23 protein-coding genes and 1 tRNA gene are annotated in these 26,325 nt (G+C 68.3%); 18 read left to right on the top strand and 6 right to left on the bottom strand.

All coding sequences use genetic code 11. The features are described from left to right. Nucleotides 1-200 precede the first annotated feature (200 nt). Genes VDQ18_RS08160 through VDQ18_RS08150 form a run of 3 tightly spaced genes read left to right on the top strand, consistent with a single transcriptional unit; the run spans nt 201 to nt 5,462 of the window. Nucleotides 201-752, top strand: a complete 552-nt coding sequence (locus VDQ18_RS08160) for a hypothetical protein (protein WP_323020480.1) — start codon at nt 201-203, stop codon at nt 750-752. Then, nucleotides 694-2,148, top strand: coding sequence for a DNA polymerase Y family protein (locus VDQ18_RS08155; protein WP_323020479.1), 1,455 nt, complete (start codon nt 694-696; stop codon nt 2,146-2,148). The genes VDQ18_RS08160 and VDQ18_RS08155 overlap by 59 nt, the downstream gene beginning before the upstream one ends. After that, entirely contained in the window at nt 2,145-5,462 is a 3,318-nt protein-coding gene (locus tag VDQ18_RS08150) for an error-prone DNA polymerase (protein ID WP_323020478.1), read from the top strand. The genes VDQ18_RS08155 and VDQ18_RS08150 overlap by 4 nt, the downstream gene beginning before the upstream one ends. 60 nt (nt 5,463-5,522) lie before the next feature. Here VDQ18_RS08150 and VDQ18_RS08145 read toward each other — a convergent pair. Beyond that, nucleotides 5,523-5,598 (bottom strand) — tRNA-Ile (locus tag VDQ18_RS08145). A gap of 158 nt (nt 5,599-5,756) precedes the next feature. Between VDQ18_RS08145 and VDQ18_RS08140 the strand changes: the two genes are divergently transcribed. After that, on the top strand, nt 5,757-7,130 hold the full coding sequence (locus VDQ18_RS08140) for a hypothetical protein (protein ID WP_323020477.1): 1,374 nt from the start codon (nt 5,757-5,759) through the stop codon (nt 7,128-7,130). Nucleotides 7,131-7,133: 3 nt separating this feature from the next. Here VDQ18_RS08140 and VDQ18_RS08135 read toward each other — a convergent pair whose 3' ends face one another. Then, complete coding sequence (locus tag VDQ18_RS08135) at nt 7,134-7,475, bottom strand: MmcQ/YjbR family DNA-binding protein (protein WP_323020476.1); 342 nt, start codon at nt 7,473-7,475, stop codon at nt 7,134-7,136. Between the two features lie 102 nt (nt 7,476-7,577). Between VDQ18_RS08135 and purM the strand changes: the two genes are divergently transcribed. Then, nucleotides 7,578-8,621: a phosphoribosylformylglycinamidine cyclo-ligase gene (purM, locus tag VDQ18_RS08130; RefSeq protein WP_323020475.1), complete on the top strand. Its 1,044-nt coding sequence runs from the start codon at nt 7,578-7,580 to the stop codon at nt 8,619-8,621. After that, on the top strand, nt 8,618-9,205 hold the full coding sequence (purN, locus tag VDQ18_RS08125; RefSeq protein WP_323020474.1) for a phosphoribosylglycinamide formyltransferase: 588 nt from the start codon (nt 8,618-8,620) through the stop codon (nt 9,203-9,205). Before purM ends, purN begins: the two co-directional genes overlap by 4 nt. Here purN and VDQ18_RS08120 read toward each other — a convergent pair. After that, on the bottom strand, nt 9,174-10,397 hold the full coding sequence (locus VDQ18_RS08120; RefSeq protein ID WP_323020473.1) for an MFS transporter: 1,224 nt from the start codon (nt 10,395-10,397) through the stop codon (nt 9,174-9,176). The genes purN and VDQ18_RS08120 overlap by 32 nt on opposite strands. Nucleotides 10,398-10,616: 219 nt before the next feature. Here VDQ18_RS08120 and sucC point away from each other — a divergent pair, with 219 nt between their 5' ends. The 10 genes from sucC to lpdA all read left to right on the top strand — a co-directional run bounded on the left by sucC (nt 10,617) and on the right by lpdA (nt 21,347). Further along, nucleotides 10,617-11,810, top strand: a complete 1,194-nt coding sequence (gene sucC / locus VDQ18_RS08115; RefSeq protein ID WP_323020472.1) for an ADP-forming succinate--CoA ligase subunit beta — start codon at nt 10,617-10,619, stop codon at nt 11,808-11,810. A gap of 6 nt (nt 11,811-11,816) precedes the next feature. Continuing rightward, nucleotides 11,817-12,701 carry a succinate--CoA ligase subunit alpha gene (sucD, locus tag VDQ18_RS08110; RefSeq protein ID WP_323020471.1) on the top strand — a complete coding sequence of 295 codons (885 nt, stop codon included), beginning with the start codon at nt 11,817-11,819 and terminating at the stop codon, nt 12,699-12,701. 4 nt (nt 12,702-12,705) lie between these two features. After that, nucleotides 12,706-13,326, top strand: a complete 621-nt coding sequence (locus VDQ18_RS08105) for a hypothetical protein (protein ID WP_323020470.1) — start codon at nt 12,706-12,708, stop codon at nt 13,324-13,326. Nucleotides 13,327-13,426: 100 nt separating this feature from the next. Further along, nucleotides 13,427-14,242, top strand: a complete 816-nt coding sequence (locus tag VDQ18_RS08100; protein WP_323020469.1) for an FkbM family methyltransferase — start codon at nt 13,427-13,429, stop codon at nt 14,240-14,242. A 28-nt stretch (nt 14,243-14,270) separates the two neighbouring features. Further along, nucleotides 14,271-17,249: a 2-oxoglutarate dehydrogenase E1 component gene (locus VDQ18_RS08095; protein ID WP_323020468.1), complete on the top strand. Its 2,979-nt coding sequence runs from the start codon at nt 14,271-14,273 to the stop codon at nt 17,247-17,249. Nucleotides 17,250-17,253: 4 nt separating this feature from the next. Further along, nucleotides 17,254-18,492: a 2-oxoglutarate dehydrogenase complex dihydrolipoyllysine-residue succinyltransferase gene (odhB, locus tag VDQ18_RS08090; protein WP_323020467.1), complete on the top strand. Its 1,239-nt coding sequence runs from the start codon at nt 17,254-17,256 to the stop codon at nt 18,490-18,492. A 73-nt stretch (nt 18,493-18,565) separates the two neighbouring features. Continuing rightward, a complete protein-coding gene (locus VDQ18_RS08085; RefSeq protein ID WP_323020466.1) occupies nt 18,566-19,132 on the top strand; it encodes a L,D-transpeptidase family protein in 567 nt (188 codons plus the stop codon). Then, entirely contained in the window at nt 19,129-19,521 is a 393-nt protein-coding gene (locus tag VDQ18_RS08080; protein WP_323020465.1) for an MAPEG family protein, read from the top strand. The genes VDQ18_RS08085 and VDQ18_RS08080 overlap by 4 nt, the downstream gene beginning before the upstream one ends. A 2-nt stretch (nt 19,522-19,523) precedes the next feature. Further along, nucleotides 19,524-19,913 carry an MAPEG family protein gene (locus tag VDQ18_RS08075; RefSeq protein WP_323020481.1) on the top strand — a complete coding sequence of 130 codons (390 nt, stop codon included), beginning with the start codon at nt 19,524-19,526 and terminating at the stop codon, nt 19,911-19,913. Between the two features lie 45 nt (nt 19,914-19,958). Next, nucleotides 19,959-21,347 carry a dihydrolipoyl dehydrogenase gene (gene lpdA, locus VDQ18_RS08070; RefSeq protein WP_323020464.1) on the top strand — a complete coding sequence of 463 codons (1,389 nt, stop codon included), beginning with the start codon at nt 19,959-19,961 and terminating at the stop codon, nt 21,345-21,347. Nucleotides 21,348-21,545: 198 nt separating this feature from the next. Here the strand turns inward: lpdA and VDQ18_RS08065 are convergent, their stop codons facing one another. Genes VDQ18_RS08065 through VDQ18_RS08055 form a run of 3 tightly spaced genes read right to left on the bottom strand, consistent with a single transcriptional unit; the run spans nt 21,546 to nt 24,649 of the window. After that, nucleotides 21,546-22,463: an HNH endonuclease gene (locus VDQ18_RS08065; protein WP_323020463.1), complete on the bottom strand. Its 918-nt coding sequence runs from the start codon at nt 22,461-22,463 to the stop codon at nt 21,546-21,548. 50 nt (nt 22,464-22,513) lie between these two features. Continuing rightward, nucleotides 22,514-23,869 (bottom strand): aminotransferase class III-fold pyridoxal phosphate-dependent enzyme, encoded by a 1,356-nt coding sequence (locus VDQ18_RS08060; protein WP_323020462.1) that lies wholly within the window; start codon nt 23,867-23,869, stop codon nt 22,514-22,516. 9 nt (nt 23,870-23,878) lie between these two features. After that, nucleotides 23,879-24,649, bottom strand: coding sequence for an IclR family transcriptional regulator (locus VDQ18_RS08055; RefSeq protein WP_323020461.1), 771 nt, complete (start codon nt 24,647-24,649; stop codon nt 23,879-23,881). Between the two features lie 129 nt (nt 24,650-24,778). Between VDQ18_RS08055 and VDQ18_RS08050 the strand changes: the two genes are divergently transcribed. Together VDQ18_RS08050 and VDQ18_RS08045 are read left to right on the top strand one after the other, a co-directional pair. Continuing rightward, complete coding sequence (locus VDQ18_RS08050; RefSeq protein ID WP_323020460.1) at nt 24,779-25,717, top strand: tripartite tricarboxylate transporter substrate-binding protein; 939 nt, start codon at nt 24,779-24,781, stop codon at nt 25,715-25,717. Between the two features lie 49 nt (nt 25,718-25,766). Beyond that, entirely contained in the window at nt 25,767-26,318 is a 552-nt protein-coding gene (locus VDQ18_RS08045) for a tripartite tricarboxylate transporter TctB family protein (RefSeq protein WP_323020459.1), read from the top strand. Nucleotides 26,319-26,325 lie beyond the last annotated feature (7 nt).

The raw sequence follows: 26,325 nt of genomic DNA, 5'->3' as shown, positions 1-26,325 counted from the left end.
CGCATCTGGACCGCCGAGCGCGATCAGCAGATGTGGGCCGATCTGCAGGGCTGAGGGCTCAAGCCAGCTTCCGGCGATGGCCCCGGCGTTGACGCGCCGGGGCTTTTGCATGGGCGTGGATCGGCGGGGCAGGGGGGACTCGACTTCGGCCCGCCGCGCGCTTCATGTAGGTTTCGACCCTGACCCAGCCGGAGCCGCCCGTGCCCTCGTCCAGTCTGACCGCCTATCCCCTCCGTCCCGCGCGCGTGCACGAGGCCTGTGGCCCCTCGGCCGCGAGTTTCGCGCTCTGGACGGCGGCGTTGAGCGGGGGCGATGTGATCTGGGTGCGCGAGGGCTGGCGGTCCGAACAGCTCAATCCCCTGGGCTTTCAGGGGCTCGACCCGGCGCGGCTGATCCTGGCGCAGACCGGGGACCAGAACGACACGCTCGCCGTCGGCGAAGAGGCGCTGCGCGATGGCGCCGCCCCCTTCGTGGTGCTGGAACTGACGGCGCCGATCGGCCTGACCACCGGGCGCCGGCTGCAGCTGGCGGCGCGGGCCGGGGGGACGACCGGGCTGTGCCTGATCCCCGAGGGCATGGGCTCGAACGCGGCCGAGACGCGCTGGCATTGCAACCCGGTCTTCGACGCGCAGGACTCGACTCGTCAGCGCTGGAGTCTTATTAAGAACAAATCAGGAACATGTGAGGCCTGGAATGTTCGATGGGACCCAGAGGCGCATCGTGTCGCTGTGGTTTCCCCGGTTCGCGAGTGACCGGGTTCTGCGCGCGCACCCGCAGGAGGGACCCTTCGTCCTGACCCTGCAGCAGGGCAATGCCAACCGGGTCCATTGCCTGAACGAGGCCGCGCAGGCCCGGGGATTGCAGCGCGGCATGGCCTTTGCCGATGCCCGGGCCTTCTGCCCCGACCTGTCCAGCCGCCCGGCCGATCCGGTCGAGGATCAGCGCTTTCTGGCCCTGCTGCGCCGCTGGGCGACGCGCTGGTGCCCCTGGGTCGGCTTCGAGGGGCCGGACGGGCTGGTTCTGGACATCACCGGCTCGGCGCATCTGTTCGGCGGCGAGGCGGCGATGATCGCCAGCCTCACCGCGCGGCTGACCCGGGCGGGGCTGGCGGTCGAGGCCGGGACCGGCGGCACGCGGGGCGCCGCCTGGGCCCGGGCGCGCTATGGCGCCGAGGGGCCGCTGGAGAGCCTGCCCATCGCGGCCCTGCGCCTCGACCCCGAGACGGTGACCGGCCTGCAGCGCATGGGGCTGCGCAGCATCGGCCAGGTGGCGGCCAGTCCGCGCGCGCCGCTGGCCCGCCGCTTCGGCGCCGAGCTGCTGTTGCGGCTGGATCAGGCGCTGGGCACCCGGCCCGAGCAGATCTCGCCCGAGGCCGAGCCGCCGCATTACGCCGTGCGCATGACCCTGCCCGAGCCGATCGGGCGGACCGCCGATGTCATGGCCGGCACCGCGCGGCTGCTGGAGCGGCTCTGCGGCAAGCTCACCGATCATCAGACCGGGGCGCGGGTGCTGTGCCTGAGCCTGCGCCGGGTGGATGGCGATTACCGCGCCGTGGAATTGCGTCTGGCCCGGCCCCTGCGCGATCCGGCCCGCATCCTGCCGCTCTTCGAGCGCGGCGTGGACGAGGTGGATGCCGGTTTCGGCATCGACCAGATGCGGCTCGAGGCGGTGACGGTCGAGCCCCTGCCGGTCGAGCAGATCGCCCAGACCGGGACCCGCGATCCCGGGCGGCTGGATGATCTGATCACCCGCATCGGCACGCGGATCGGGCTGGAGAACGTAATCCGCTACCTGCCCGCCGACAGCCATATCCCCGAACAGGCCTTCACCATCGCCCCGGCGGCCTTTTCCAGCCCCGGGAACGGCTGGGCCAGCCCGCGCCCGCGCCCCGTTTGGCTGTTCCCGCCCGAACCGCTGGCCGTCACCGGCCCGCGTCCGCCCCGGCAGTTCGTCTGGCGCCGGATGACCCTGACCACCGGCCGCGCCACCGGGCCCGAGCGGATCTCGCCGGAATGGTGGCTGATCGACGAGGCCTGGCAGAGCGGCATGCGCGATTACTGGCAGGTCGAAACGGTGCAGGGGCGGCGGCTGTGGCTGTTCTACACGCCGCAGAACCCGGGCTGGTTCGTGCAGGGGGAATTCGCATGAGCCCCCGGCCCGGCTATGCCGAATTATGCGTGACCTCGAATTTCACCTTTCTCACCGGGGCCTCGCATCCCGAGGAGATGGTGACGCGCGCCGCCGAGCTGGGGCTCGAGGCCATCGCCATCACCGACCGCAATTCGCTGGCGGGCGTGGTGCGGGCTTACCGCGCGCTGCAGATCCTGCGGGAGGCGGCGGCGAAGACTGTCGCGATCCGCTCGCAGCACCGGGTGGATTCCTGTTCGCGCCAGGAGATCGGCGAGCCCGAGGATTTGCCCCGCCCCGAGGGCGCGTCCCTGCCCAAGCTGATCGTCGGCGCCCGGCTGGTGTTGCGCGACAGCCCGGTCGAATGGATCGCCCTGCCGACCGATCTGGCCGCCTATCAGCGGCTGACCCGGCTGTTGACGCTGGGCAAGCGGCGGGCAGGGAAGGGGGAATGCCATCTGGACCGCGCCGATCTGCTGGAAGGGGGCGAGGGGCTGATCCTGATCGCGCTGGCCCGGGATCTGGAGGCGGCGGCGGTGGACCTCCAGACCTTCCGCCGCCGCTTTCCGGGGCAGGTCCATCTGGGCGCCGCGCCGCGCTATGACGGCTCGGACCAGGCCTGGCTTGCCGCCTGCGCCCGGCTGGCGCTGCGTTGCGCCACGCCGATGGTGGCGGTCGGCGATGTGCTGATGCATCGCGCGGCGCGGCGGCAGCTGGCCGATGTGCTGACCTGCCTGCGCGAAGGCTGCACCATCGACGCCATCGGCACCAGGGCGCTGGCCAATGCCGAACGGCGCCTGAAGGGCGCGGCGGACATGCAGCGGCTGTTCCACGCCCATCCCGCCGCCCTGCGCCGCACGCTGGAGATCGCCACCCGCTGTACTTTCGACCTGTCGCAATTGCGCTACCAATACCCCGACGAGATCGCCGAGGGCGGCGAGACGCCGATGGAACGCCTGACCCGGCTGGCCCATGAGGGGCTGGCGCGGCGCTATCCGCAGGGCGCGACCGACAAGGCCCGCACCCTGCTGGCCAAGGAACTGGCCGTGGTCGAGGAACTGAACTACCCGGCCTATTTCCTGACCGTCCACGACATCGTGCATTATGCGCGCGGGCAGGGGATCCTGTGCCAGGGACGCGGCTCGGCCGCCAATTCGATCCTGTGCTACCTGCTGGGCATCACCGATGTGAAGCCCGAGATGATCGGCATGGTCTTCGAGCGCTTCATCTCGCGCCACCGCGGCGAGCCGCCCGATATCGACGTCGATTTCGAGCACGAGCGCCGCGAAGAGGTGATCCAGTGGATCTATCAGAAATACGGCCGCCACCGGGCCGGGCTCTGCGCCACGGTGATCCATTTCCGCTCGCGCGCGGCGATCCGCGAGGTGGGCAAGGTCATGGGCCTCAGCCAGGATGTGACGGCCAATCTGTCGGGGCAGATCTGGGGCTATTCCAGCGAGGGGCCCAAGCTGGACCGCATCCGCGAGCTGGGGCTCGACCCTGAGGACCGGCGTCTGGCCCAGACGATCCGCCTGATCCGCGAGATCATCGGCTTTCCCCGGCATCTGTCCCAGCATGTCGGCGGTTTCGTCATCACCCGGGGCCGGCTGGACGAGCTGGCACCGATCGAGAACGCGGCGATGGAGGACCGCACGCTGATCGAATGGGACAAGGACGACATCGACACGCTGGGCATCCTCAAGGTCGATGTGCTGGCGCTGGGCATGCTGACCTGCATCCGCAAGGCCTTTGACCTGCTGCGCGACCATGACCGGCTGACGCTGGCGCTGGACAGCGTGCCCGCCGAAGACCCCCGGACCTATCGCATGCTGCAGGTCGCCGATGCGGTCGGCGTGTTCCAGGTCGAAAGCCGGGCGCAGATGAACTTCCTGCCGCGGATGAAGCCGCGCGAATTCTACGATCTGGTGATCGAGGTCGCCATCGTCCGCCCCGGCCCGATCCAGGGCGGCATGGTCCAGCCCTATATCCGCCGCCGTCAGGGGCTGGAGGCGGCCGAACCCTTCGGCCCGGCGCTGGAAGAGGTCACGCGCCGCACGCTGGGGGTGCCGCTGTTTCAGGAACAGGCCCTGCAGATCGCCGTGGTGGGCGCGGGCTACAGCGCCGAAGAGGCCGACCACCTGCGCCGCTCGCTGGCCAGTTTCCGCCGCATGGGCACCATCGGCGAGCATCGCGAGAAGTTCGTCAACGGCATGATGGCCCGCGGCTATGACGCCGATGTCGCCGCCCGCTGCTTCGGCCAGATCGAGGGGTTCGCCGATTACGGTTTTCCCGAAAGCCACGCGGCGGCTTTCGCGCTGCTGGTCTATGTCTCGGCCTGGCTGAAATGCCATCACCCGGCGGTCTTCGCCTGTGCGCTGCTGAATTCCCAGCCGATGGGCTTTTACGCCCCCGCCCAGATCGTGCGCGACGCCCGCGAGCATCAGGTCGAGGTCCGGCCGATCTGCGTCAACCGCAGCGAGTGGGACAACACGCTGGAACGCCGCCCCGACGGCGGGCTGGCGCTGCGGCTGGGGTTCCGGCAGATCAAGGGCTTCCGGCAGGAGGACGCGGCCTGGATCACGGCGTCGCGCGGCAACGGCTACCGCGATCCCGAAAGCCTCTGGCTGCGGGCCGGGGTGGCGCCCGCGGCGCTGGAACGTCTGGCCGAGGCGGATGCCTTCTCCGCCATGGGGCTGACCCGGCGCGACGCGCTCTGGCAGGTCCGCGCCATCCGCGCCCCGGCGCAGCTGCCGCTCTTCAAGGATCCGATCGACGGCGAGGTGATCCACGAGCCCGCTGTCAGCCTGCCGCAGATGCATCTGGGCGAGGAGGTGGTCGAGGATTACATCGCCACCCGCCTCACGCTGCGCGCCCATCCGATGGAATTGCTGCGCCCGGCGATGCCCGGCCTGACCTGCCATGACGCGCTGCTCACCGCGCCGGTGCAGCGTACCACCGTCTGCGGCCTGGTCATCACCCGCCAGCGGCCCGGCACCGCCTCGGGGGTGATCTTCCTCACGCTCGAGGACGAGACCGGGGTGGCGAATGTCGTCGTCTGGCCCAAGGTCTACGATGCCTTCCGCCGGGCGGTGATGGGCGGGCGGCTTTTGCGGGTGACGGGCACGCTGCAGCGCGAGGGCATCGTCGTGCATCTGATCGCCCAGCAGATCGAGGATGTCTCGCACCGGCTGTCCTATCTGGGCCATCCGATGGACGATGCCATCGGCCAGACCACACCGCAGACCGACAACGCCCCGCGCCCCCGCCCGGCCCCCCGCGCCATGCATCCCCGCGACCAGGCCAAACGCCTGTTCCCGAGCCGGGATTTCCATTGAGGGGGCAGGGGAGGGTCAGGCACCCGCCGTCTGACGGACCCGTGCCGTCTGGAGAGGGGATGGTAGGCCCGGAGGGACTCGAACCCCCAACCAAGGCGTTATGAGCGCCCTGCTCTGACCATTGAGCTACAGGCCCGGCCGCGTCCTGATTAGCAGGGTGAGCGCCCGGGTCAAGAAGCCGCGCCAGCCCGGCTTGGCGCAACCGTGATCCGTCGGGGCGCCGATCTGCTTGACCCCCCTGCCGCCCACTTCCTAAAATGGCGCTTATTTCGTGAATTTTGGAACCGCCCCCTGATGGTCATCGCCCGCGCCGCGATCCTTGTCGCCCTGACCCTCGGCAGCGGGGCCCGCGCCGATCAGGCGGGCGAAGGGGGCGTCGACCGGGTGCTCTACCGCTATACCGGCGATCCGGCGGGCGAGGCCTCGGGCGTGCTGATCGATGGCGCGACCGGGCAGATCGCCCGGCTCCAGCATGCCGTGAACCTGGCGCTGCTGGCCTGCGGCGAAGAGGCCGGGATTGAGACGGACGGCATGTTCGGCCGCCAGACCCAAAGCGCGCTGGAGCGCGTCGCCGCCTGCTCGCCGATCGCCGCCCGCCTGCCCGAGGGCTCGGAAGCCACCCAAGGCGCGGTGACCGAGGCGCTGTGGTCCGTCCTGCTGCCCGCCCTGCCGCCGCCCGATGCGCGGATGCGGATGCGGGCGCTGCTGCTCGCGTTCGAGGGGACCGACATCACCCGGGGCGCCGCCTGGAACTTCTGCCAGAACAACCGCGAGGTCTATGATGCCTCGACCGCCGATCAGCCCTGTTTCACCAACGATCCGGCCTCGTATCTGACCTGGGGGCCGAATGGCGCCACCGCAGGCCACGGGCACGAGATCCTGTCGATCCTAGCCCGGGTCGAGGCGCTGGATACCCGGCTGATCGACAGCGCCTTCGGCGAGGAGGCCGCGCCGGTGCGGCGGATGTTCGATCTGCGCTTCGGGAATGCCGAGGAAGGCGCCGAACCCGGCGAGGCCGACCGCTGGGGCCGCGACGGTGAACTCAGGCGTTATCTCTGCGGCGTCTATCTGGACCTGCCGCGGCGCGAAATCTGGTCGCAGGGTTTCGCCCGGCTGGGCCAGAACCCCGCGGTGCAGGCGATCTACGAGGCGGTCTATGAATCCGCCAGTTTCGACGGCGGCAAGATCCGCATCTTCCTCGATGCCTGGCGCGATGCGGGGCTGGAGCCGACCGAGATCGACTTCGCCTTCTTCGCCGACCGCGCCGCCCATACAAGGGTGCGCAATGTCGAGGTCCGGCGCATCCTGCGCCGGGTGCTGGCGGCGCTGCCCGAGGGCGCGCTGCCCGCGCAGGTCCGGCGCGGTTATGCAAGGGTGGCACGGGTGACGAACGCCAGCCAGCGCTCGGCCCGGCTGGGACGTGACGTGGCCTATTACATCGACGCGCTGGAGGACCGCCTGACCCGGGCCGAGCATCACGCCTGGGAGGCCCGCGGCGCCCGCCGGGCCACGGCGGTGGGATTGAGCGACGCGCGCCCGGCGCCCGGGCTGCGGGTCGGGCCGCCCGATGGCTGGCGCGCCACCGGCCTCCGTCCCCTGACCGAGGCCGAGGCGGCGCTCTGCCCGGCGCCGGTGCTGAACCCGCGCCGCCCGCCCGCGCGCAGCTGAGCCTCAGCCCAGCGTGGCCTGCACCTTCTTCGGCAGCGCCCCCCGGACCAGCCGGTAGGACGCGAGCAGCCGGTGGTGCAATTCCTCATGCGGGGCGTCGAGGGGCAGGGTGATCCAGCTGGCGTGGAAATAGCGCGCCCGGGTGCCGACCCCCGCTTCGATCAGCATCGCCGCCGTCTCGCGGCTGTCGGTCTTGACGCTGACCCCGGGCGTCACCGCGCCGATGGAGGCGAACATCTTGCCGCCGACCTTCCACACGTCATGCCCGCCGCCCCAGGGGTCGGAGCGCGTGGCACCCGGCAGGGCGGCACAGAAATCGTTCACGGGGGCGCGGTCGGGGCTCATCGGGCGATGATGGCATTGTTTCGCGCCCGGGGAAACCTCAGCCGCATTGAAGACCGCACGCGGATAGGGTAACGCGGCGCCAAACCAGCGCGAGGGAACGCGATGACCGGGAACAAGGGACTCACCTACGCTCAGGCGGGTGTCGATATCGACGCCGGCAACGCGCTTGTCGACCGCATCAAACCGGCGGCGAAACGCACCTCGCGGCCGGGCACGATGTCGGGGCTGGGCGGGTTCGGCGCGCTCTTCGACCTCAAGGGTGCGGGCTACAACGATCCGATCCTGGTGGCGGCGACCGATGGCGTGGGCACCAAGCTCAGGATCGCCATCGACACGGGCAACGTGGACACGATCGGCATCGATCTGGTGGCGATGTGCGTCAACGATCTGGTGTGCCAGGGGGCCGAGCCGCTCTTCTTCCTCGATTACTTCGCGACCGGGAAACTGGACGTGGATCAGGCGACCCGCATCATCGAGGGCATCGCCGAGGGCTGCGCCAAATCGGGCTGCGCGCTGATCGGCGGCGAAACCGCCGAGATGCCGGGCATGTATCACAAGGGCGATTTCGACCTGGCGGGCTTTGCCGTCGGCGCGATGGAGCGCGGCGAGGATCTGCCGCAGGGCGTCGCCGAGGGGGACGTGCTGCTGGGGCTGGCCTCGAACGGAGTGCATTCCAACGGCTATTCGCTGGTCCGCAAGGTGGTCGAGAAGGCGGGCCTGTCGTGGGACGATCCCTGTCCCTTCGAGGCGGGGACCGTGGGCGAGGTGCTGCTGGCGCCGACCCGGCTTTACGTCCGGCAGGCGCTGGGCGCGATCCAGGCGGGCGGTGTGCATGCGCTGGCCCATATCACCGGCGGTGGCCTGACCGAGAACCTGCCGCGCGTCCTGCCCGAGGGGCTGGGCGCCACCATCGACCTGGGGTCGTGGGAACTGCCGCCGGTCTTCCGCTGGCTGGCCGAGGTGGCCGAGCTGGACGAGCCGGAACTGCTGAAGACCTTCAATTCGGGGATCGGCATGATCGCCGTGGTCGATCCGGCCAAGGCCGACGACCTCGAAGCGCTGCTGATCGGCGCGGGCGAGCAGGTCTTCCGGCTGGGCCATGTGACCCCGGGCGAGGGCGTGACCTACACCGGCGCCATCCTGTGAAACGCGTCGCGATCCTGATTTCGGGCGGCGGCTCGAACATGATCGCGCTGGCGCGTTCGATGCAGGGGGACCATCCGGCGCGGCCGGTGCTGGTCCTGTCGAACGACCCTTCCGCCAAGGGGCTGGAACGCGCGGCGGCGCTGGGCATTCCCGTGGCCGCCGTCGATCACCGCCCTTTCAAGGGCGACCGCGCGGCCTTCGAGGCGGCGCTGGTCCGGCAACTCGACGCCGCGGCGCCGGATGTGATCTGTCTGGCGGGCTTCATGCGGATCCTGACCGCGGGCTTCACCGGGCGCTACGCCGGGCGGATGCTGAACATCCATCCCTCGCTTCTGCCGAAATACCCCGGGTTGCACACCCATCAGCGGGCGCTCGACGCGGGCGACGCCGAGGCCGGCTGCACGGTGCATGAAGTGACTTCGGTGCTGGACGATGGTCCGATCCTGGGTCAGGCGCGGGTCCCGGTCCTGCCGGGCGACGACGCCGACAGCCTTGCCGCGCGGGTGCTGGTGCAGGAGCATGCGCTCTATCCCGCGGTCCTCAGGCGCTATGTCAGCGGGGACCGGACGCCGGTTCTGCTGTAACCCGCCAGGGCACCGCCGCCAGCAGCAGCATCGACACCAGCGCCAGCGCCGCGGCCAGCCAGAGCGTGGTCCCGGGGCCGAGCGTGGCCAGCGACCCGGCCATGGCGAAGGGCGAAATGGCGGCGACCAGCGAGCGCAGGCTGGCCAGTTTGCCCAGCCGCGCCGCATAGCCCGTGAGCCCGAACAGCGCCAGCGGCACCGTGCCCCGCACCATCGTCGCCAGCCCCTGACCGGCGCCGAAGAGCACGGCAAAGACCGCGGCCGAGGCAAAGCCCACTGGCGCCAGCACCAGCACCACGATCGACACCGCCAGGCAGGCCATGGCGAAAAGCGCCGTGCTCATCGGGTGGCGGTGGCTCATGAAGACCATTTCCAGCACCCGGGCGCCGACCTGCGCCGGGCCCATCAGCGCCCCCGCGCTGACCGCCAGCCCCTGCGACAGCCCGACCGCCGCCATCACCGGTACCCATTGCGCGCTGAAGGCGGACATCATCGCCCAGCTGGAGGACAGGCCAAGCGCCAGCAGCACCATGGCCCGGCTTTGCAGGGCCTTCGGCAGGGGAGGGAAGGCGGGCTTCGAGGGGGCGGCGCCCGGGCCGCCCCGGTTCAGGCGCGGCAGCGACAGATGCAGCGGCAGGCAGAGGCAGAGGTGCAGCGCCGCGAAGGCGAGGAAGGCGCCCCGCCAGCCCAAGCTCTCCGACAGCAGCAGGGTCAGCGGCCAGAACACGGTCGACGCGAAGCCGCCCAGCAGCGTGGTCAGCGTGATGGCCCGGCGGGCGCGGCCCTCGCCCACCGCCTGCGCCACCGCGGCAAAGGCCGCATCGTAGAGGACCAGCGGCGCCATCAGCTCCATCAGGATCAGGGCGGCGCCAAGGCTCCAGGCTCCCTCGACGAAAGCCAGCAGCGCAAAGGCCAGCGCCACGGCGAGCGAGCCCACCGCCATCGCCCCGCGCGCGCCCCGTGCGTCGATCACCTTCCCTGCGATGGGCGCGGTGATGGCGCCGGTCAGCAGGCCCAGCGACAGAAGGCCGTAAGCCAGCGTCACGCTGAGCCCCAGCTCGGCCGAGAGCGGCGCGACCAGCACCCCGAAGGCGTAATAGATCGTGCCGAAGCCGACGATCTGGGTGATCCCCAGCGTCAGCACCGGGCGCAGCATGGCCGGGAGGGGAGAGGGCGCGGGCGGGTTCGTCATCGGTTTTCACAGCCTGGTGCCGCCGGGCGGCCGAGTCTCAGCACGGGGTCTCAGGGCGGGGCGATCACGTCCTCGTCAGTTGTGATCACGCGATTTCAGGGCGTGATCACAAACCGAAGAAAAACCCCTGATCGCGCAGTTTTGCATGAAATAGCGGTTTGTGCCACGATGCCTTTGTGGCATGACACGCCCAAATTCGCAGCAGACGGGGGCAGTTCCGTGAACATCCATGAATACCAGGCGAAGGCCCTGCTTCGCAGCTACGGCGTGCCGGTGTCGGACGGCCGTGTGGTCCTTCGCGCCGAAGACGCCAAGACGGCGGCAGGCGAGCTGGACGGTCCGCTCTGGGTCGTGAAGGCGCAGATCCATGCCGGCGGCCGCGGCAAGGGCAAGTTCAAGGAAGCCGAAGCGGGCGAAAAGGGCGGTGTCCGCCTCGCCAAATCGGTGGAAGAAGCCGAGGCGATGACCAAGCAGATGCTGGGCCGGACCCTCGTGACCCACCAGACCGGCCCGGCGGGCAAGCAAGTCAACCGCATCTATATCGAGGACGGCTCGGACATCGAGCGCGAACTCTATCTGGCGCTGCTGGTGGACCGTGGGTCGTCGCGCGTCTCGTTCGTCTGCTCGACCGAGGGCGGCATGGACATCGAGGAAGTCGCGGCCCACACGCCCGAGAAGATCCTCTCGTTCAGCGTCGACCCGGCCACCGGGCTCTCGGACTTCCACGGCCGCCGCGTGGCCTTCGCGCTGGGACTGACCGGCGCCCAGGTCAAGCAATGCGTGGCCCTGGTAAAGAACCTCTATCGTGCCTTCATCGAGAAGGACATGGAGATGCTGGAAATCAACCCGCTGATCGTCATGACCGACGGCAACCTCAAGGCGCTGGACGCCAAGGTGGGCTTCGACGGCAACGCGATCTACCGCCACGCCGACATCGCCGCGCTGCGTGACGAGACGGAAGAGGACCCCAAGGAACTCGCCGCCTCGAAGTTCGACCTGAACTACATCGCGCTGGACGGTGAGATCGGTTGCATGGTGAACGGCGCGGGCCTCGCCATGGCCACCATGGACATCATCAAGCTCTATGGCGCCGAGCCCGCCAACTTCCTCGACGTCGGCGGTGGCGCCACGAAAGAGAAAGTGACCGAGGCCTTCAAGATCATCACCTCGGACCCGAACGTCAAAGGGATCCTGGTGAACATCTTCGGCGGCATCATGCGCTGCGACATCATCGCCGAAGGCACCATCGCCGCGGTGAAGGAAGTCGGCCTGAAGGTTCCGCTGGTCGTGCGTCTGGAAGGCACGAACGTGGAACTCGGCAAGAAGATCATCAACGAAAGCGGCCTGAACGTGATCGCCGCCGACAACCTGTCGGACGCCGCGCAGAAGATCGTCAAGGCTGTGAAGGGTTAAGAAGCAATGGCCATTCTCGTCAACGAAAACACCAAGGTCATCTGCCAGGGCTTCACCGGCTCGCAGGGGACCTTCCACTCGGAACAGGCCATCGCCTATGGCACCAAGATGGTCGGCGGCGTCACGCCCGGCAAAGGCGGCGGCACCCATCTGGATCTGCCGATCTTCAACTCGGTGCATGAAGCCAAGCACGTGACCGACGCCAACGCCTCGGTCATCTACGTGCCGCCGCCCTTCGCCGCCGATTCGATCCTGGAAGCGATCGACGCCGAGATGGAGCTGATCATCTGCATCACCGAGGGGATCCCGGTCCTCGACATGATGAAGGTGAAGCGCGCGCTGGTCGATTCCAAGTCGCGCCTGATCGGGCCGAACTGCCCGGGCGTCATCACCCCCGACGCCTGCAAGATCGGCATCATGCCCGGCCATATCCACAAGCGTGGCTCGGTCGGCGTCGTGTCGCGCTCGGGCACGCTGACCTATGAAGCGGTGAAGCAGACCTCGGATCTGGGCCTCGGCCAGTCGACCGCGGTCGGCATCGGCGGCGACCCGATCAAGGGCACCGAGCATATCGACGTGCTCGACATGTTCCTGTCGGACCCCGAGACCCAGTCGATCATCATGATCGGCGAGATCGGCGGCTCGGCCGAGGAAGAAGCGGCGGAATTCCTGGCAGCCCAGAAGAAAAAGGGCCGCTGGAAGCCGACCGCCGGTTTCATCGCCGGGCGCACCGCTCCTCCCGGCCGCCGCATGGGCCATGCCGGCGCCATCGTCTCGGGCGGCAAGGGCGACGCGGAATCGAAGATCGAGGCCATGAAATCGGCCGGGATCATCGTTGCCGACAGCCCCGCCTCGCTGGGCGAAGCCGTGATGAAGGCCATCAAGGGCTGAGCCGATGCTGAAGCCGTTCGCCGCTCTGCTGCTCTCTGCCGTTCTCGCCGGGCCTGCCCTGGCGGGGGCGCTGGAGGATGCCTCCGCGCTTTGTTCCGACCCGATGACCACCGGGCCGGAAAAGCGTGAGCAGATGCTGCGCTACGGCTTCACCCCGGCCGAGGCCGACCCGCAGGGGGCGCTGGGCGATCTGGCGATCGCCCATATCCTGCCCTTCACCAACGGGATGCCGGATCTGGCCTCGCGCTTTGCCGCGGCGCCGCGGCTGGCGGCCAATTTCGCGGCGATGATCGAGGAAGGGACCATCTCGCTCTGGCAGCGGGAGGGCGCGCTTCTGGCCATCTCGATCGGCCAGACGCCCGAGGGGACCGAGCATGTCAGCTGCTATTTCGCCGGTCCGCCGAGCGATGACCTGCGGGCCATGTTCGACCGCTATGGCGAGCCCGAGGATCTGCCGCATCTGGAAACCCTGGCGCTGCGTTTCGACGAGACGGCGATCAACATGCAGACCGAAACCCGCTACCGGATGGTTTCCATCTGGTCGCGGCTGACCTCGGAGCCGCCGCGGACGCCCCTGACCGATGCCTATCGGTTGGAGCGGATCGAGGAGCCAGCGGACGGATGACCCAGCCCCTGCTCGCCCCGACCCTCTCGACCCTGGCCCGCGGCGCGCAGACGCCCCGGGCGTTGTCTGTTCTCGCCGCAGCTGACCGGGGAGGCCGGGCATGACCGACAGTTTCCCGCTGCCGCTCGGCCTGCGGCTGAAGCATCGCGTGGGCACCTCGCCGCTTGCGGCGCCCGCCAACTGGCTGCGCCACACCGCCGCCCGGCTGAAGGGCGCGGGCCATCCCGAGCTGGGCCTGCTGCGCCAGGAAGACGCGATGATCGACGCGGTGCTGACCCGTCTGGTGAAACCGGACTGGCATTGCCTCGATGTCGGCGGGCATCTGGGTTCGATCAGCTACCGCCTGCAGCAACTCGCGCCCCATGGGAAGCTGACCATTGTCGAGGCCAGCCCCGGCAAGGCCGCGCAGCTGGCCCGCCGCTTCGTCGGCGCCACCGTGCATGCGGTGGCGGTCAGCGATGCCCCGGGCGAGGTCAGCTTCTACGAGAACCTGATCCAACCCGGCTTTTCCTCGCTGGCCGACCGCTCGGACCGCGGCGCCACGCGCGAGATCCGCGTGCCCGCCCGGCGGATCGACGATCTGATGGGCGAGGCCCGGGTCGATTTCCTCAAGATCGACGTCGAGGGCTTCGAATACCCCGCGCTGCGCGGCGCCGAGGCGCTGCTCAGCCGCGAGCGGCCGGTCATCCTGTTCGAAGCGGGCGCGCTGGGCGATGCCTCGATCGACGCGGGGCTTGCCGACCAGCTCTTCGACTACCTGACCGCGGGGCATGGCTACCGCATCCACGCGGCCTTCGACCTCTACTACGACCGCCCGGCGATCAGCCCCGAGCTGTTCGCCTCGTACCGCCGTTACCCCTATCTAGCCTTCAACTACTTCGCCCTGCCGCAAGGCGGCAACGGCGCAGACCTCTGATCCCCATCCTGATCCCCAGGAGGACATAATGACCGAGCAAAGCCCCACTTCCCAATTCCAGGCGACCAGCTTCCTCGATGGTGCGAACGCGGCCTACATCGACCAGATGCAGGCCCGCTACGCGCAGGACCCCAGCAGCGTTGACGCGGCCTGGGCGCAGTTCTTCGAGGCGAACGGCGATGATTTCGTCACCGCCACCCGTCAGGCGCAGGGGCCGAGCTGGGCACGGACCGACTGGCCGCCGCAGCCCGCCGATGACCTGACCGCGGCGCTGACCGGCATGTGGCCGGCCGCTGCCGCCGCCAAGGAAGGCAAGGCCGCGGGCGACAAGATCAAGTCGGTCGCCGCCGAGAAAGGCGTCGAGATCACCGACGCCCAGGTGCAGCGCGCTGTCCTCGACAGCCTGCGCGCGCTGATGATCATCCGCGCCTACCGCATCCGCGGCCACCTGATCGCCGACCTCGACCCGCTGAACATGCGCGACGAGTCGATGCATCCGGAACTGGATCCCTCGTCCTACGGCTTCACCGAGGCCGACATGGACCGCCCGATCTTCATCGACAACGTGCTGGGGCTGCAGGTCGCCTCGATGCGGCAGATCATGGAGATCTTGAAGCGCACCTATTGCGGCACCTTCGCGCTGCAGTTCATGCATATCTCGAACCCCGCCGAGGCCGCCTGGCTGAAAGAGCGGATCGAGGGCTATGGCAAGGAAATCACCTTCACCAAGATGGGTCGCCGGGCGATCCTGAACAAACTGGTGGAAGCCGAGGGTTTCGAGAAGTTCTGCCACGTCAAGTTCATGGGCACCAAGCGCTTCGGCCTTGATGGCGGCGAGGCGCTGATCCCGGCGATGGAGCAGATCATCAAGCGCGGCGGCGCGCTGGGTGTGCAGGAAATCGTCATCGGCATGCCGCACCGCGGGCGCCTTTCGGTGCTGGCCAATGTGCTGTCGAAACCCTACCGCGCGATCTTCAACGAATTCCAGGGCGGCAGCTACAAGCCCGAGGACGTCGACGGTTCGGGCGACGTGAAATACCACCTCGGCGCCTCGTCGGACCGCGAGTTCGACGGCAATGTCGTGCACCTCAGCCTGACCGCCAACCCCTCGCACCTCGAGGCGGTAAACCCGGTCGTGCTGGGCAAGGTCCGCGCCAAGCAGGACCAGAAGAACGACCCCGAGCGCCGCTCGGTCCTGCCGATCCTCCTGCACGGGGACGCGGCCTTTGCCGGTCAGGGCGTGGTGGCGGAATGCCTCCAGCTCTCGGGCATCAAGGGGCACCGCACCGGCGGCTGCATCCATATCATCGTCAACAACCAGATCGGTTTCACCACGGCGCCGCATTTCTCGCGCACGTCGCCCTATCCGACCGACATCGCCCTGATGGTCGAGGCGCCGATCTTCCACGTCAACGGCGATGACCCGGAGGCCGTGGTGCACGCCGCCCGCGTTGCCACCGAGTTCCGCCAGCAATTCGGCAAGGATGTCGTCATCGACATCTTCTGCTACCGCCGCTTCGGTCACAACGAGGGCGACGAGCCCATGTTCACCAACCCGGCGATGTACAAGAACATCAAGCGCCACAAGACAACGCTGCAGCTTTATACCGAGCGGCTGGTGCAGGACGGTCTCATCCCCGAGGGCGAGATCGACGACATGAAGGCCGCTTTCCAGGCGCATCTGAACGGCGAGTTCGAGATCGCCAAGGAATACCGCCCCAACAAGGCCGACTGGCTGGACGGGCGCTGGAAGACGCTGAAGCCGAAGGATGTGGAGAATTACCAGCGCGGCCAGACCGCCATCTCGTCCGAGACGCTGGCCGAGATCGGCAAGGCCCTGACCACGGCCCCGGCCGATTTCGACCTGCACAAGACCGTCGCCCGTCAGCTCGAAGCCAAGAAGGCGATGTTCGAGACCGGCAAGGGCTTCGACTGGGCCACGGCCGAGGCGCTGGCCTTCGGTTCGCTGGTGGTCGAGGGCTTCCCGGTCCGTCTGGCCGGTCAGGATTGCACGCGCGGCACCTTCTCGCAGCGGCATTCGGCCTTCGTCGACCAGACGACCGAGGAACGCTACTATCCGCTGAACCACATCCGCGCGGGTCAGGCCCGCTACGAGGTCATCGACTCGATGCTCTCGGAATACGCGGTGCTGGGTTTCGAATACGGCTATTCGCTGTCCGAACCGAACGCGCTGACGCTCTGGGAAGCGCAGTTCGGCGATTTCGCCAACGGCGCGCAGATCATGTTCGACCAGTTCATCAACTCGTCGGAATCGAAATGGCTGCGCATGTCGGGTCTGGTCGTGCTGCTGCCGCATGGCTTCGAAGGGCAGGGGCCTGAACACTCCTCGGCCCGGATGGAACGCTTCCTGCAGATGTCGGCCGAGGAAAACTGGATCGTCGCCAACTGCTCGACCCCGGCGAACTATTTCCACATCCTGCGCCGCCAGCTGCACCGCGACTTCCGCAAGCCGCTGATCCTGATGACGCCGAAATCGCTGCTGCGCCATCCGCTCTGCGTGTCGCAGGCCGAGGATTTCGCCGAAGGCTCGACCTTCCACCGCGTGCTGTGGGACGATGCCGAACGCGGCACCGCCTCGACCCTGACGCTGAAACCGGATGCCGAGATCAAGCGCGTGGTCCTGTGCTCGGGCAAGGTCTATTTCGACCTGCTGGCCGAGCGGGACGCCCGCGGGCTCGATGACGTGTATCTGCTGCGTGTGGAACAGCTCTATCCGGTGCCGACGCAATCGCTGCGTCAGGAACTGGCGCGCTTCCCGCAGGCCGAAATGGTCTGGTGCCAGGAAGAGCCGAAGAACCAGGGCGCCTGGTCCTTCATGGAGCCCAACCTCGAATGGGTGCTGACGCAGATCGGCGCCAAACAGACCCGCGCCCGGTACGCCGGCCGCGCCGCCTCGGCCTCGCCCGCCACGGGCCTCGCGTCGAAGCACAAGTCGCAACAAGAAGCGCTGGTCAACGAAGCGCTGACCTCGTCGGAAGGAAACTGAAGTCATGAGCATCGAAGTCCGCGTGCCCACGCTGGGGGAAAGCGTCTCGGAAGCGACCATCGCCACCTGGTTCAAGAAACCGGGTGACGCCGTCGCGGCCGACGAGATGCTGTGCGAGCTGGAAACCGACAAGGTGACGGTCGAAGTGCCCGCACCCTCGGCCGGCGTCCTGTCCGAGATCATCGCCCAGGAGGGCGAGACGGTCGGCGTCAACGCGCTGCTGGCGATCCTGACCGAAGGCGGCGCCGGTGCCGCCCCGGCCAAGGCTGCCGAGGTGCCGAAAGAAGCCGCGAAGGAAGCCCCGAAAGAGGCCGAAGCCGCCGCTGCCGCCCCCGCCGCCAAAGCGGGCGAGGATGCGCCCTCGGCCAAGAAGGCGATGGCCGAGGCCGGCCTCACCGCCGATCAGGTCACCGGCACCGGTCGTGACGGCCGGATCATGAAGGAAGACGTGCAGAAGGCCGTGGCCTCGGGCACCTCGTCCGCTCCGGCCCCGGCTCCGGCGCCCGTCACGGTTCCGCGCGGTGCGGTCCCGGCCGAGGATGCGGCCCGCGAAGAGCGCGTGCGCATGACCCGCCTGCGCGCGACCATCGCCCGCCGCCTGAAGGACGCGCAGAACACCGCCGCCATGCTGACCACCTATAACGAGGTGGACATGTCCGGCATCATGGGCCTGCGCGACGAGTACAAGACCCAGTTCGAGAAAAAGCACGGCGTGAAGCTCGGCTTCATGTCCTTCTTCGTGAAGGCCTGCTGCCATGCGCTGAAGGAAGTGCCCGAGGTCAACGCCGAGATCGACGGCCAGGACATCGTCTACAAGAACTACGTCCACATGGGCGTGGCGGTCGGCACGCCGACTGGCCTCGTGGTTCCCGTGGTGCGCGACGCCGACCAGATGAGCTTTGCCGCGATCGAGAAGAAGATCGGCGAGCTGGGCCTGCGCGCCCGTGACGGCAAGCTGTCGATGGCCGAGATGGCGGGCGGCTCGTTCACCATCTCGAACGGCGGTGTCTATGGCTCGCTGATGTCCTCGCCGATCCTGAACCCGCCGCAATCGGGCATCCTGGGCATGCACAAGATCCAGGACCGTCCGGTGGTGGTGAACGGTCAGATCGTCATCCGGCCGATGATGTATCTGGCGCTGAGCTACGATCACCGCATCGTCGACGGCAAGGGCGCCGTGACCTTCCTGGTGCGCGTCAAGGAAGCGCTGGAAGATCCCCGCCGCCTGCTGATGGACCTGTGATCGGCTGGTGATGGACCTGTGACTCTCACCCTGTAGGATGGGCAATATTGCCCATCCTACGCCCGGTGCTCCGATGAAACCCACGACGCCTCCCTCCCTGTCCCGCCGTGCCCTGCTGCGCCTCTGCGTGGCGCTGCCCGCCGCGGCATTGCTCGCCCCCGCGGCCGAGGCGCAGAACCGCCGCGCGCCGCCCGCCATGGCCCCGGCCCATGAACAGGCCGATTACATCCTGGTGCTGAAGGCGGCCCGCCGCCTGATCCTGTTCCGGCAGGGAGCGGCGATCCGCGAATACCGCATCTCGATGGGCGACGGGGCCAATGAGGGGCCGAAGCGGTTCGAGGGCGATGGCCGCACGCCCGAAGGGCTCTACACCATCGACTGGCGCAATCCGAATTCGGTCTCCTACCTGAGCCTGCATATCTCGTACCCGAACGAGCAGGACGTGGCCTACGCCGCCTCGTATGGCCGCAGCGCGGGCGGGGACATCATGATCCACGGCATCAACAACGGCTGGGGCTTCCTCGGCGCGCTGCAGCGCTCGCGCGACTGGACCGCCGGCTGCATCGCCGTCACCAACCGCGAGATCCGGCAGATCTGGTCGCTGGTGCCCGACGGCACCCCCATCGAGTTGCGGGCATGAGCCCCGAACTCGCCGCCCTTTCCGCCGTCGCGCTGGTGCATTTCGCCACGATCTTCGTGGCGCAGCGCTTCCTTACCCGTGACATCGGCCGCGACGGCAATGCCGGCACGCGCGAGAACCTCGACGACCGGCTGTCGCCGATCAGCCTGCGCCTGCGCCGGGCCACGGCGAATTTCACCGAGAATGTCGGCCCCTTCATCATCGCCGTGCTGGTGGTGGTGCTGGCGGGCAAGACCTCGACCTGGACCGCGGCGCTGGCCTGGGCCTATGTCGCGGCGCGGGTCCTTTATGTGCCCGCCTATGCCCTGGCCTGGGTGCCCTGGCGCTCGGTCATCTGGTTCGCGGGCTTCGTGGCGACGCTGGCGCTGCTGGTGCTGGGGCTGATCTGATGATGACGCCGGAACTCACCGTGCTGGCGCTGGCCGTCCTGTTGCAGGGCCTGCAATTCGCGATCTTCTCGGTCAGTGCGCAGATGCAGGTCGGGCCGCGCTATGCCGCCTCGCCCCGCGACGAGCCGCGCCAGCTGACCGGCCTCGCGGGCCGTGCTCAGCGGGCGATGACCAACCATTTCGAGGGGCTGGTGATGTTCACCGCCGCCGTGCTGGTGGTGGTGGCGGGTGGCCAATCCTCGGACGTGACCCAGGCCGCGGCCTGGACCTATCTCGGCGCGCGCGTGCTCTACGTGCCCGCCTATCTCCTCGGCTGGGCGCCCTGGCGCTCGGCCATCTGGGTCGTGGGGTTCCTCGCCACGATGCTGATGCTGATCGCGGCGCTGCTTTAGGCCGCCGCACCAAGGCCCCGCGGGGGCATACGGAAGGACGACATTATGGCTGACTTCGATCTCATCGTTATCGGCGCGGGCCCCGGCGGCTATGTCTGCGCGATCCACGCGGCGCAGCTGGGCCTCAAGGTTGCCTGCGTCGAAGGGCGCGAAACGCTGGGCGGCACCTGCCTGAACGTCGGCTGCATCCCCTCGAAGGCGCTGCTGAACGCCACGCACCAGCTGCACGAGGTGCACGAGAATTTCGAGAAGATGGGCCTGATGGGCGCGCATCCGACCGTCGATTGGGACAAGATGCAGGCCTACAAGCAGGACGTGGTGAACGGCAACACCAAGGGCATCGAATTCCTGTTCAAGAAGAACAAGGTGACCTGGCTGAAGGGCTGGGGCTCGATCCCCGAGGCTGGCAAGGTCAAGGTCGGCGACGAGGTCCACAACGCCAAGAACATCGTCATCGCCACGGGGTCGGAAGCGGCCTCGCTGCCGGGCGTCGAGGTCGATGAGGAGGTGATCGTCACCTCGACCGGCGCGCTGGCGCTGGGTAAGATCCCGAAATCGGTGGTGGTGATCGGCGCGGGCGTCATCGGGCTGGAGATGGGCTCGGTCTACAAGCGCCTCGGCGCCGAGGTGACGGTGGTCGAATACCTCGACGCCATCACTCCCGGCATGGACGCCGAGGTCGCCAAGTCGTTCCAGAAGATCCTGACCAAGCAGGGCCTCAAGTTCATCCTCGGCGCTGCCGTGCAGAAGGCCGAGAAGGGCAAGGGCGGCGCCACCGTGACCTACAAGCTGAAGAAGGACGACAGCGAGCACACGCTGGAGGCCGAGGTCGTGCTGGTCGCCACGGGGCGCAAACCCTTCACCGACGGGCTGGGTCTGGCCGAGCTGGGCGTCGAGCTGGAAAAGCGCGGTCAGGTGAAGATCGACGGGCATTGGGCGACCAATGTAAAGGGCATCTACGCCATCGGCGACGCCGTGGTCGGCCCGATGCTGGCCCACAAGGCCGAGGACGAGGGCATGGCCGTGGCCGAGGTGATCGCCGGCAAGCATGGGCATGTGAATTACGGCGTGATCCCGGGCGTGATCTACACCACGCCCGAAGTCGCCTCGGTCGGCCAGACCGAGGAGCAGCTGAAAGAGGCCGGCGTCGCCTACAAGGTCGGCAAGTTCCCCTTCATGGGCAACGCCCGCGCCAAGGCGGTGTTCCAGGCCGAGGGCTTCGTCAAGCTCCTGGCCGACAAGGAAACCGACCGGGTGCTGGGCTGCCACATCATCGGCCCGGGCGCGGGCGACCTGATCCACGAGATCTGCGTGGCGATGGAATTCGGCGCCTCGGCGCAGGACGTGGCGCTGACCTGCCACGCGCATCCGACCTATTCGGAAGCGGTGCGCGAGGCCGCGCTGGCCTGCGGCGACGGCGCGATCCACGCCTGACGGGGGAAGCGGGGGGCCAAGGTCCGGCCGCGCCACGGGCGCGGCGTTCGCGGCGAGAGGCGCGCCACTGGCGCGTTTCCGAGACGCCGCTCACCCCCGCACCCCCCGCTCAAGGGGGTTTTCTACCCCCTTGAGGAACCCCCGAGGATATTTCCGGAACAAAGATGAAGGCGCGGCCCGTGGGCTGCGCCTTTCCCTTTACCAGGGTGTCGGATCGTCCGGGTGGCTTTGGCCGAAGACGTTCTCCCGGTGCCAGCGCAGGTTGGCGGGATGGGGCCAGCATTGCGGATCGGCGGGCAGGCGGAGCTTGCCGCCGGGCTGGATCAGGCGGTCTGCGACCTCGGACGGGACCTTGTTGCGCGAGACCAGGATCGTCAGATCCTCGGCCACGGAAACGAGGCCCCGGTCGAACATCCAGTGCAAGGTTCCCGACAGCGCGAGGCCGTTGCGGACCGAATCGCTGCCTTGCTGTTCGACCGGGCGGATATGGGCCGCCTGTACCTCGGGGCGGCCGCCGCCGTTGCGCAGGCGCAGGCCCGAAACGGCGCAACGGTAATCATAGGCCTCCCGAACCTTGCGGCGGAAGGCGACCTCGCGATAGGGGCGGCGCGTCAGACGCTCCAGCACCGGGCGATGGAAGGCCAGGGCGGGTTCGGCCAGGGCGACCGGCCGGGGATCCCAGCGCTGGGCCTCGATCGTCTCCAGATTCTCGGGCAGGCCGAGATCGACAATGCGGGCAAAGTCGGCGTCAGGCAGGCGGCGGACAGCAAGCTGGGTGGCGCCACCACGGCGCGGTGACCCATCGGCCTCGGTCAGGGCGGCTTCGAGGGGACGGCCGTCGATGAGCCGGGGAACCTCGCGATCAAAGGGCAGGAAACTTCCCGGGGCGATCAGCGCGAGATAGCGCCCCTCGGCGTCGGGCTTCGGGATGACCTGCTGGATGCGGGCGGCGGCGAAGTAACCCCGGGGCCCGGCCTTGACGGGTTCGTAATAGATCACCCAGTCGCCGACAGCCTCCTGCACCGCCCTCAGATAGGGGCGGGGGAAGTCATAGACGGAATCGGGCTCGTCGTCATAGATCGAGTCCGCCTTGTGCATCAGAACCAGCTTGACCATGGGCGAAGGGAAATCCATTCGCCCATGGCTGGCAAGACCTTATGTCCTCCTCAAAGCGCGCGGAAACCGGCGTCGAGGGCGGAGAGGATCACCTGCGCGTCGGCCGAACTCAGCACCAGCGGCGGTGAGAGGATGATGTTGGGACCCGAGACCCGGATCATCGCCCCCGCCTGATAGGCGGCCGTCTGGATCTTGGCCGCCACCGCCTTGTCGGGCGCGGCCTTGGTGGCGCGGTCCGAGACCAGCTCCAGCGCCAGCATCAGCCCGTGGCCGCCCCGGACATCGCCGATCGCGTCGTATTTGGCCTGAAGCGCCAGCAGGCCCTCGTGCAGTTCCTTGCCCCGGGCATGGGCATTCTCGGCTACGTTCAGGCGCCGGGTCTCGGCCAGGCAGGCGAGGGCCGCGGCGGCGCCGACCGGGTGGCCGGAATAGGTATAGCCATGGCCGATGGCCGCCTTGCCGGTCTCGTCCTTCTCGAAGACCTCGGCCACGTGATCGGCGATCATCAGCGCGCCGAAGGGGAAATAGCCGTTGGTGATGGCTTTGGCGGTGGCCATGAAATCGGGCTTCACCCCCCAGAGGCGCGATCCGGACCAGGCGCCGGTGCGGCCGAAGGCGGTGATGACCTCATCCGCGATCAGCAGGATGCCGTTCCGCCGGCAGATCTCGGCCACGCCGGGCATGAAGCTTTCATGCGGCGGGATCACGCCGCCGGCGCCGAGGATCGGCTCCATGATGAAGGCGGCGATGGTGCCGGCGCCCTGGAAGGCGATCTCGTCCTCAAGCTCCGCCAGGATCAGCTGCGCGAGCTTCGCCGGGTCCGTCTCGTTGAACGGGTTGCGGTAGGGATAGGGCGCGGTCAGGTGGAAGCAGCCGGGCAGCAGCGGCTCGTACATGGTGCGGAAATTGGCGTTGCCATTGACCGAGGCACCGCCGAAATGCGTCCCGTGATAGCCCTTCTTCAGGGACAGGAATTTCACCCGCCCGGGCTCGCCCTTGATCTTGTGGTATTGCCGCGCAAGGCGCAGCGCGGTTTCCACGCTGTCGCCGCCGCCCGAGGTGTAGAAGGCGCGGCTCAGCCCGTCAGGGGCGAAGAAATCCTTCAGCTCCTCGGCCAGTTCGATGACCTTGTCGTTCGAGGTGCCGCGGAAGATCGAGTAATAGGGCAGGGTATCGAGCTGCGCCGAAATCGCGTCCTTCACCGGCTGGCAGGAATAGCCGAGGTTGACGTTCCACAGGCCGCCGACGCCGTCCACCACCTGATGGCCGTCGATATCGGTGATCCTGACGCCCTCGGCCGCGGTGACGATGGTCGGCGGGTTCTTGTGGTGATCCGCCGGGTGGGTCATCGGATGCCACAGGTGGCGCGCGTTGTTGGCCTTGAGGAAGTTCTCGTCCTTGGGCATCGGAGGCTCCTAATAGGTGATGCGGTGATGGGCGGGAACCCGGCCGCCCAGACCCAGCGTCGCCTCGGCGGCGGCGGGGGCGAGGGCGGCGAGGATGCCGCGTTCATGGGGCTCGCTGACGCGCGAGGCGGGTGTGGCCACGGCCAGCGCCCCGCAGGCGAAACCGTCCGGCCCGAAGAGTGGCACGGCGAGGCCATAGACTTCGGCCTCGAAGGTCTGGTCGGCCACGGCAAAGCCGCGCCTTTCGGTGCGGGTCAGCATCTCGGCCAGGCCGTCGCGGGTCACCGGCGTGGTGCCGGTGATGGCGGGCAGCTTGCGCCCCAGCACCCGGTCGCGCTGTTCGGGCCGGGCGAAGGCGGTGAAGGCGAGGCCCGAGGCGGTGGCGTGCAGGGGCAGCGCCAGCCCCGGCTCGATATAGACGCGGTTGGCGCGGGTCGGTTCGACCACGCCGATATTGGCCAGATCCCGCCCCGACAGGAGCGAGGCATGCGCGGTCTCGCCCGTCTCGCCCGCCAGCCGCTCCAGGATCGGGGTCAGCACGCGCGTCACCGGCTGCGCCGCCTCGCGCAGGCGGGCCAGCCGCAGGATGCCCGCCCCCAGCCGCCAGCGCTTGTTTTCGGGGTTCTGCTCGACAAAGCCGCTTTCTGCCATGTCCTGCAGCATTCTGAGAACCGTCGCCTTGTCGATTCCCGAGAGCCGCGCGAGGTCGGACAGGCCGATCTCCGTCACCTTGTCGGTGAAGAAGTCCAGCAGTTTCAACGCTTTCTCGACGGTTCTCATGAGGGCCCCAGGGCGGGAACGGAATTCATTCATTGCGGTTGCAAGAAAAGTCTTGACCGAATCCACACCGTCGCGCAAGCTAATTTTTGAAACGTCGGTGTAAATAATGAACCAACGAGGAGGCCAAGAATGAAAATGCGCGTTTCCCTTGCCCTGGCGGCTGCTCTGGCGGTCCAGGCCGGTGCAGCCCTCGCCGAATACCCCGAGGGGCCGGTCACCTTCCTGGTGCCCTGGCCGCCCGGGGATCTGGAGGATGTGCTGACCCGCATGATCGCCGAGGATTTCCAGGCGGCTTACGGCCAGCCCGCGGCGGTGCTGAACCGTCCCGGCGGCGGCGGCGGTCCCTTCCCGGGCGCGGTGGAAGTGGCGACCTCGGCCGCCGATGGCTCGGTGGTCGGCTCCTTCGTGATCGGCGTGCCGGTGGTCGGGCCCGAGATCGGCATCCCCGAGCTGAACCCCAACCCCTTCACCCCGGTCGGGATCTTCCTGACCTATCCCTTCGTGCTGGCGACCTCGGCCGGTTCCGAGTTCCAGACCATGCAGGAACTGGCCACCTATGCGCAGTCGAACGACGTGCTGCTGGGCCATTTCGGCGCCCAGCTGACGCCGACGCAGGTCAGCTTCGCGCTGGCGCATGAGATGGGCTTCGCCTGGGGTGCGGACGCGGCCTATGACGCGCTCGATTGCAACACGCTGGCCTCGGGCGACGTCGATGTGATCAACACCACGATCCAGCTGATCATGCCCTGCCTCGACGATGTGACGATCCTGGCCGCGGTGACCGGCGAGCGTCTGCCGCTGGCGCCCGACGCGCCCACCGTGGGCGAACTCGCGCCGGATCTGGCGATTTCCCTCTGGAACGGGCTTTTCGTCCCGAACGGCACCCCGCAGGAGGTGATCGACCGCATCGCCGAGGTGGCGCAGGCGACCATCGCCAGCGAGCGTGCCCAGACCTTCGCCGCCGAGACCGGGGCGCAGATCTATTGGCAGGACACCGCCGCCGCCACCGCCCAGATCGAGGGCGATATCGCCACGATGGGGCGGATCGCCGAGATCACCGGCCAGTGACCCGATGGCCCCGGCGCAATCCGCCGGGGCCTTTTCCTGCGAGGGGCCCATGAGCGACGACAACGCGCACGACCTGTCCGACCTGACCCATCCGCCGCACCATCGCGCCGAAATCGTCTTTGCCGTGGCCTCGTTCGTGGTGGCCCTGCTGCTGGCCGCGCTCTGGTCGACCGAGACGCAATGGATCGACGGCCAGCCCTGGAGCCGCCAGCCCGGCCTCTGGCCGCTGATCGCCATCCTCGGCATGCTGGTCTTCGGCACGGGCGAGCTGATCGCCTGCCTGATCCGCAACCTGCGCCATGGCGGGGGCGATGTCCGCGCGGAACTGGGCCTGTGGCTCAGGGTCGGGGAATATGTGCTGTGGTTCATGGCCTATGTGCTGGTGACGCCGCGGCTGGGCTATCTGCCGACGACGCTGGTCTTCACCACGCTGCTGGCCTTCCGGCTGGGCTATCGCCGGAAGGTGCTGTGGCTGGCGCCCCTCATGGGCCTTTTGATCGTTGTGGCCTTCAAGTCCTTCCTAGCCGTGCGCATCCCGGGGGGCGAGGTCTATGACCTGCTGCCGCAGGGCCTGCGCAACTTCCTTGTCCTCTATCTCTGAGGGGCTT

This window comes from Pararhodobacter sp. (assembly GCF_034676075.1).
GTDB lineage: Bacteria > Pseudomonadota > Alphaproteobacteria > Rhodobacterales > Rhodobacteraceae > Pararhodobacter.
The sequence above is the reverse complement of the archived record's forward strand: the minus strand, read 5'-3'. Positions and strand labels throughout refer to the sequence as shown.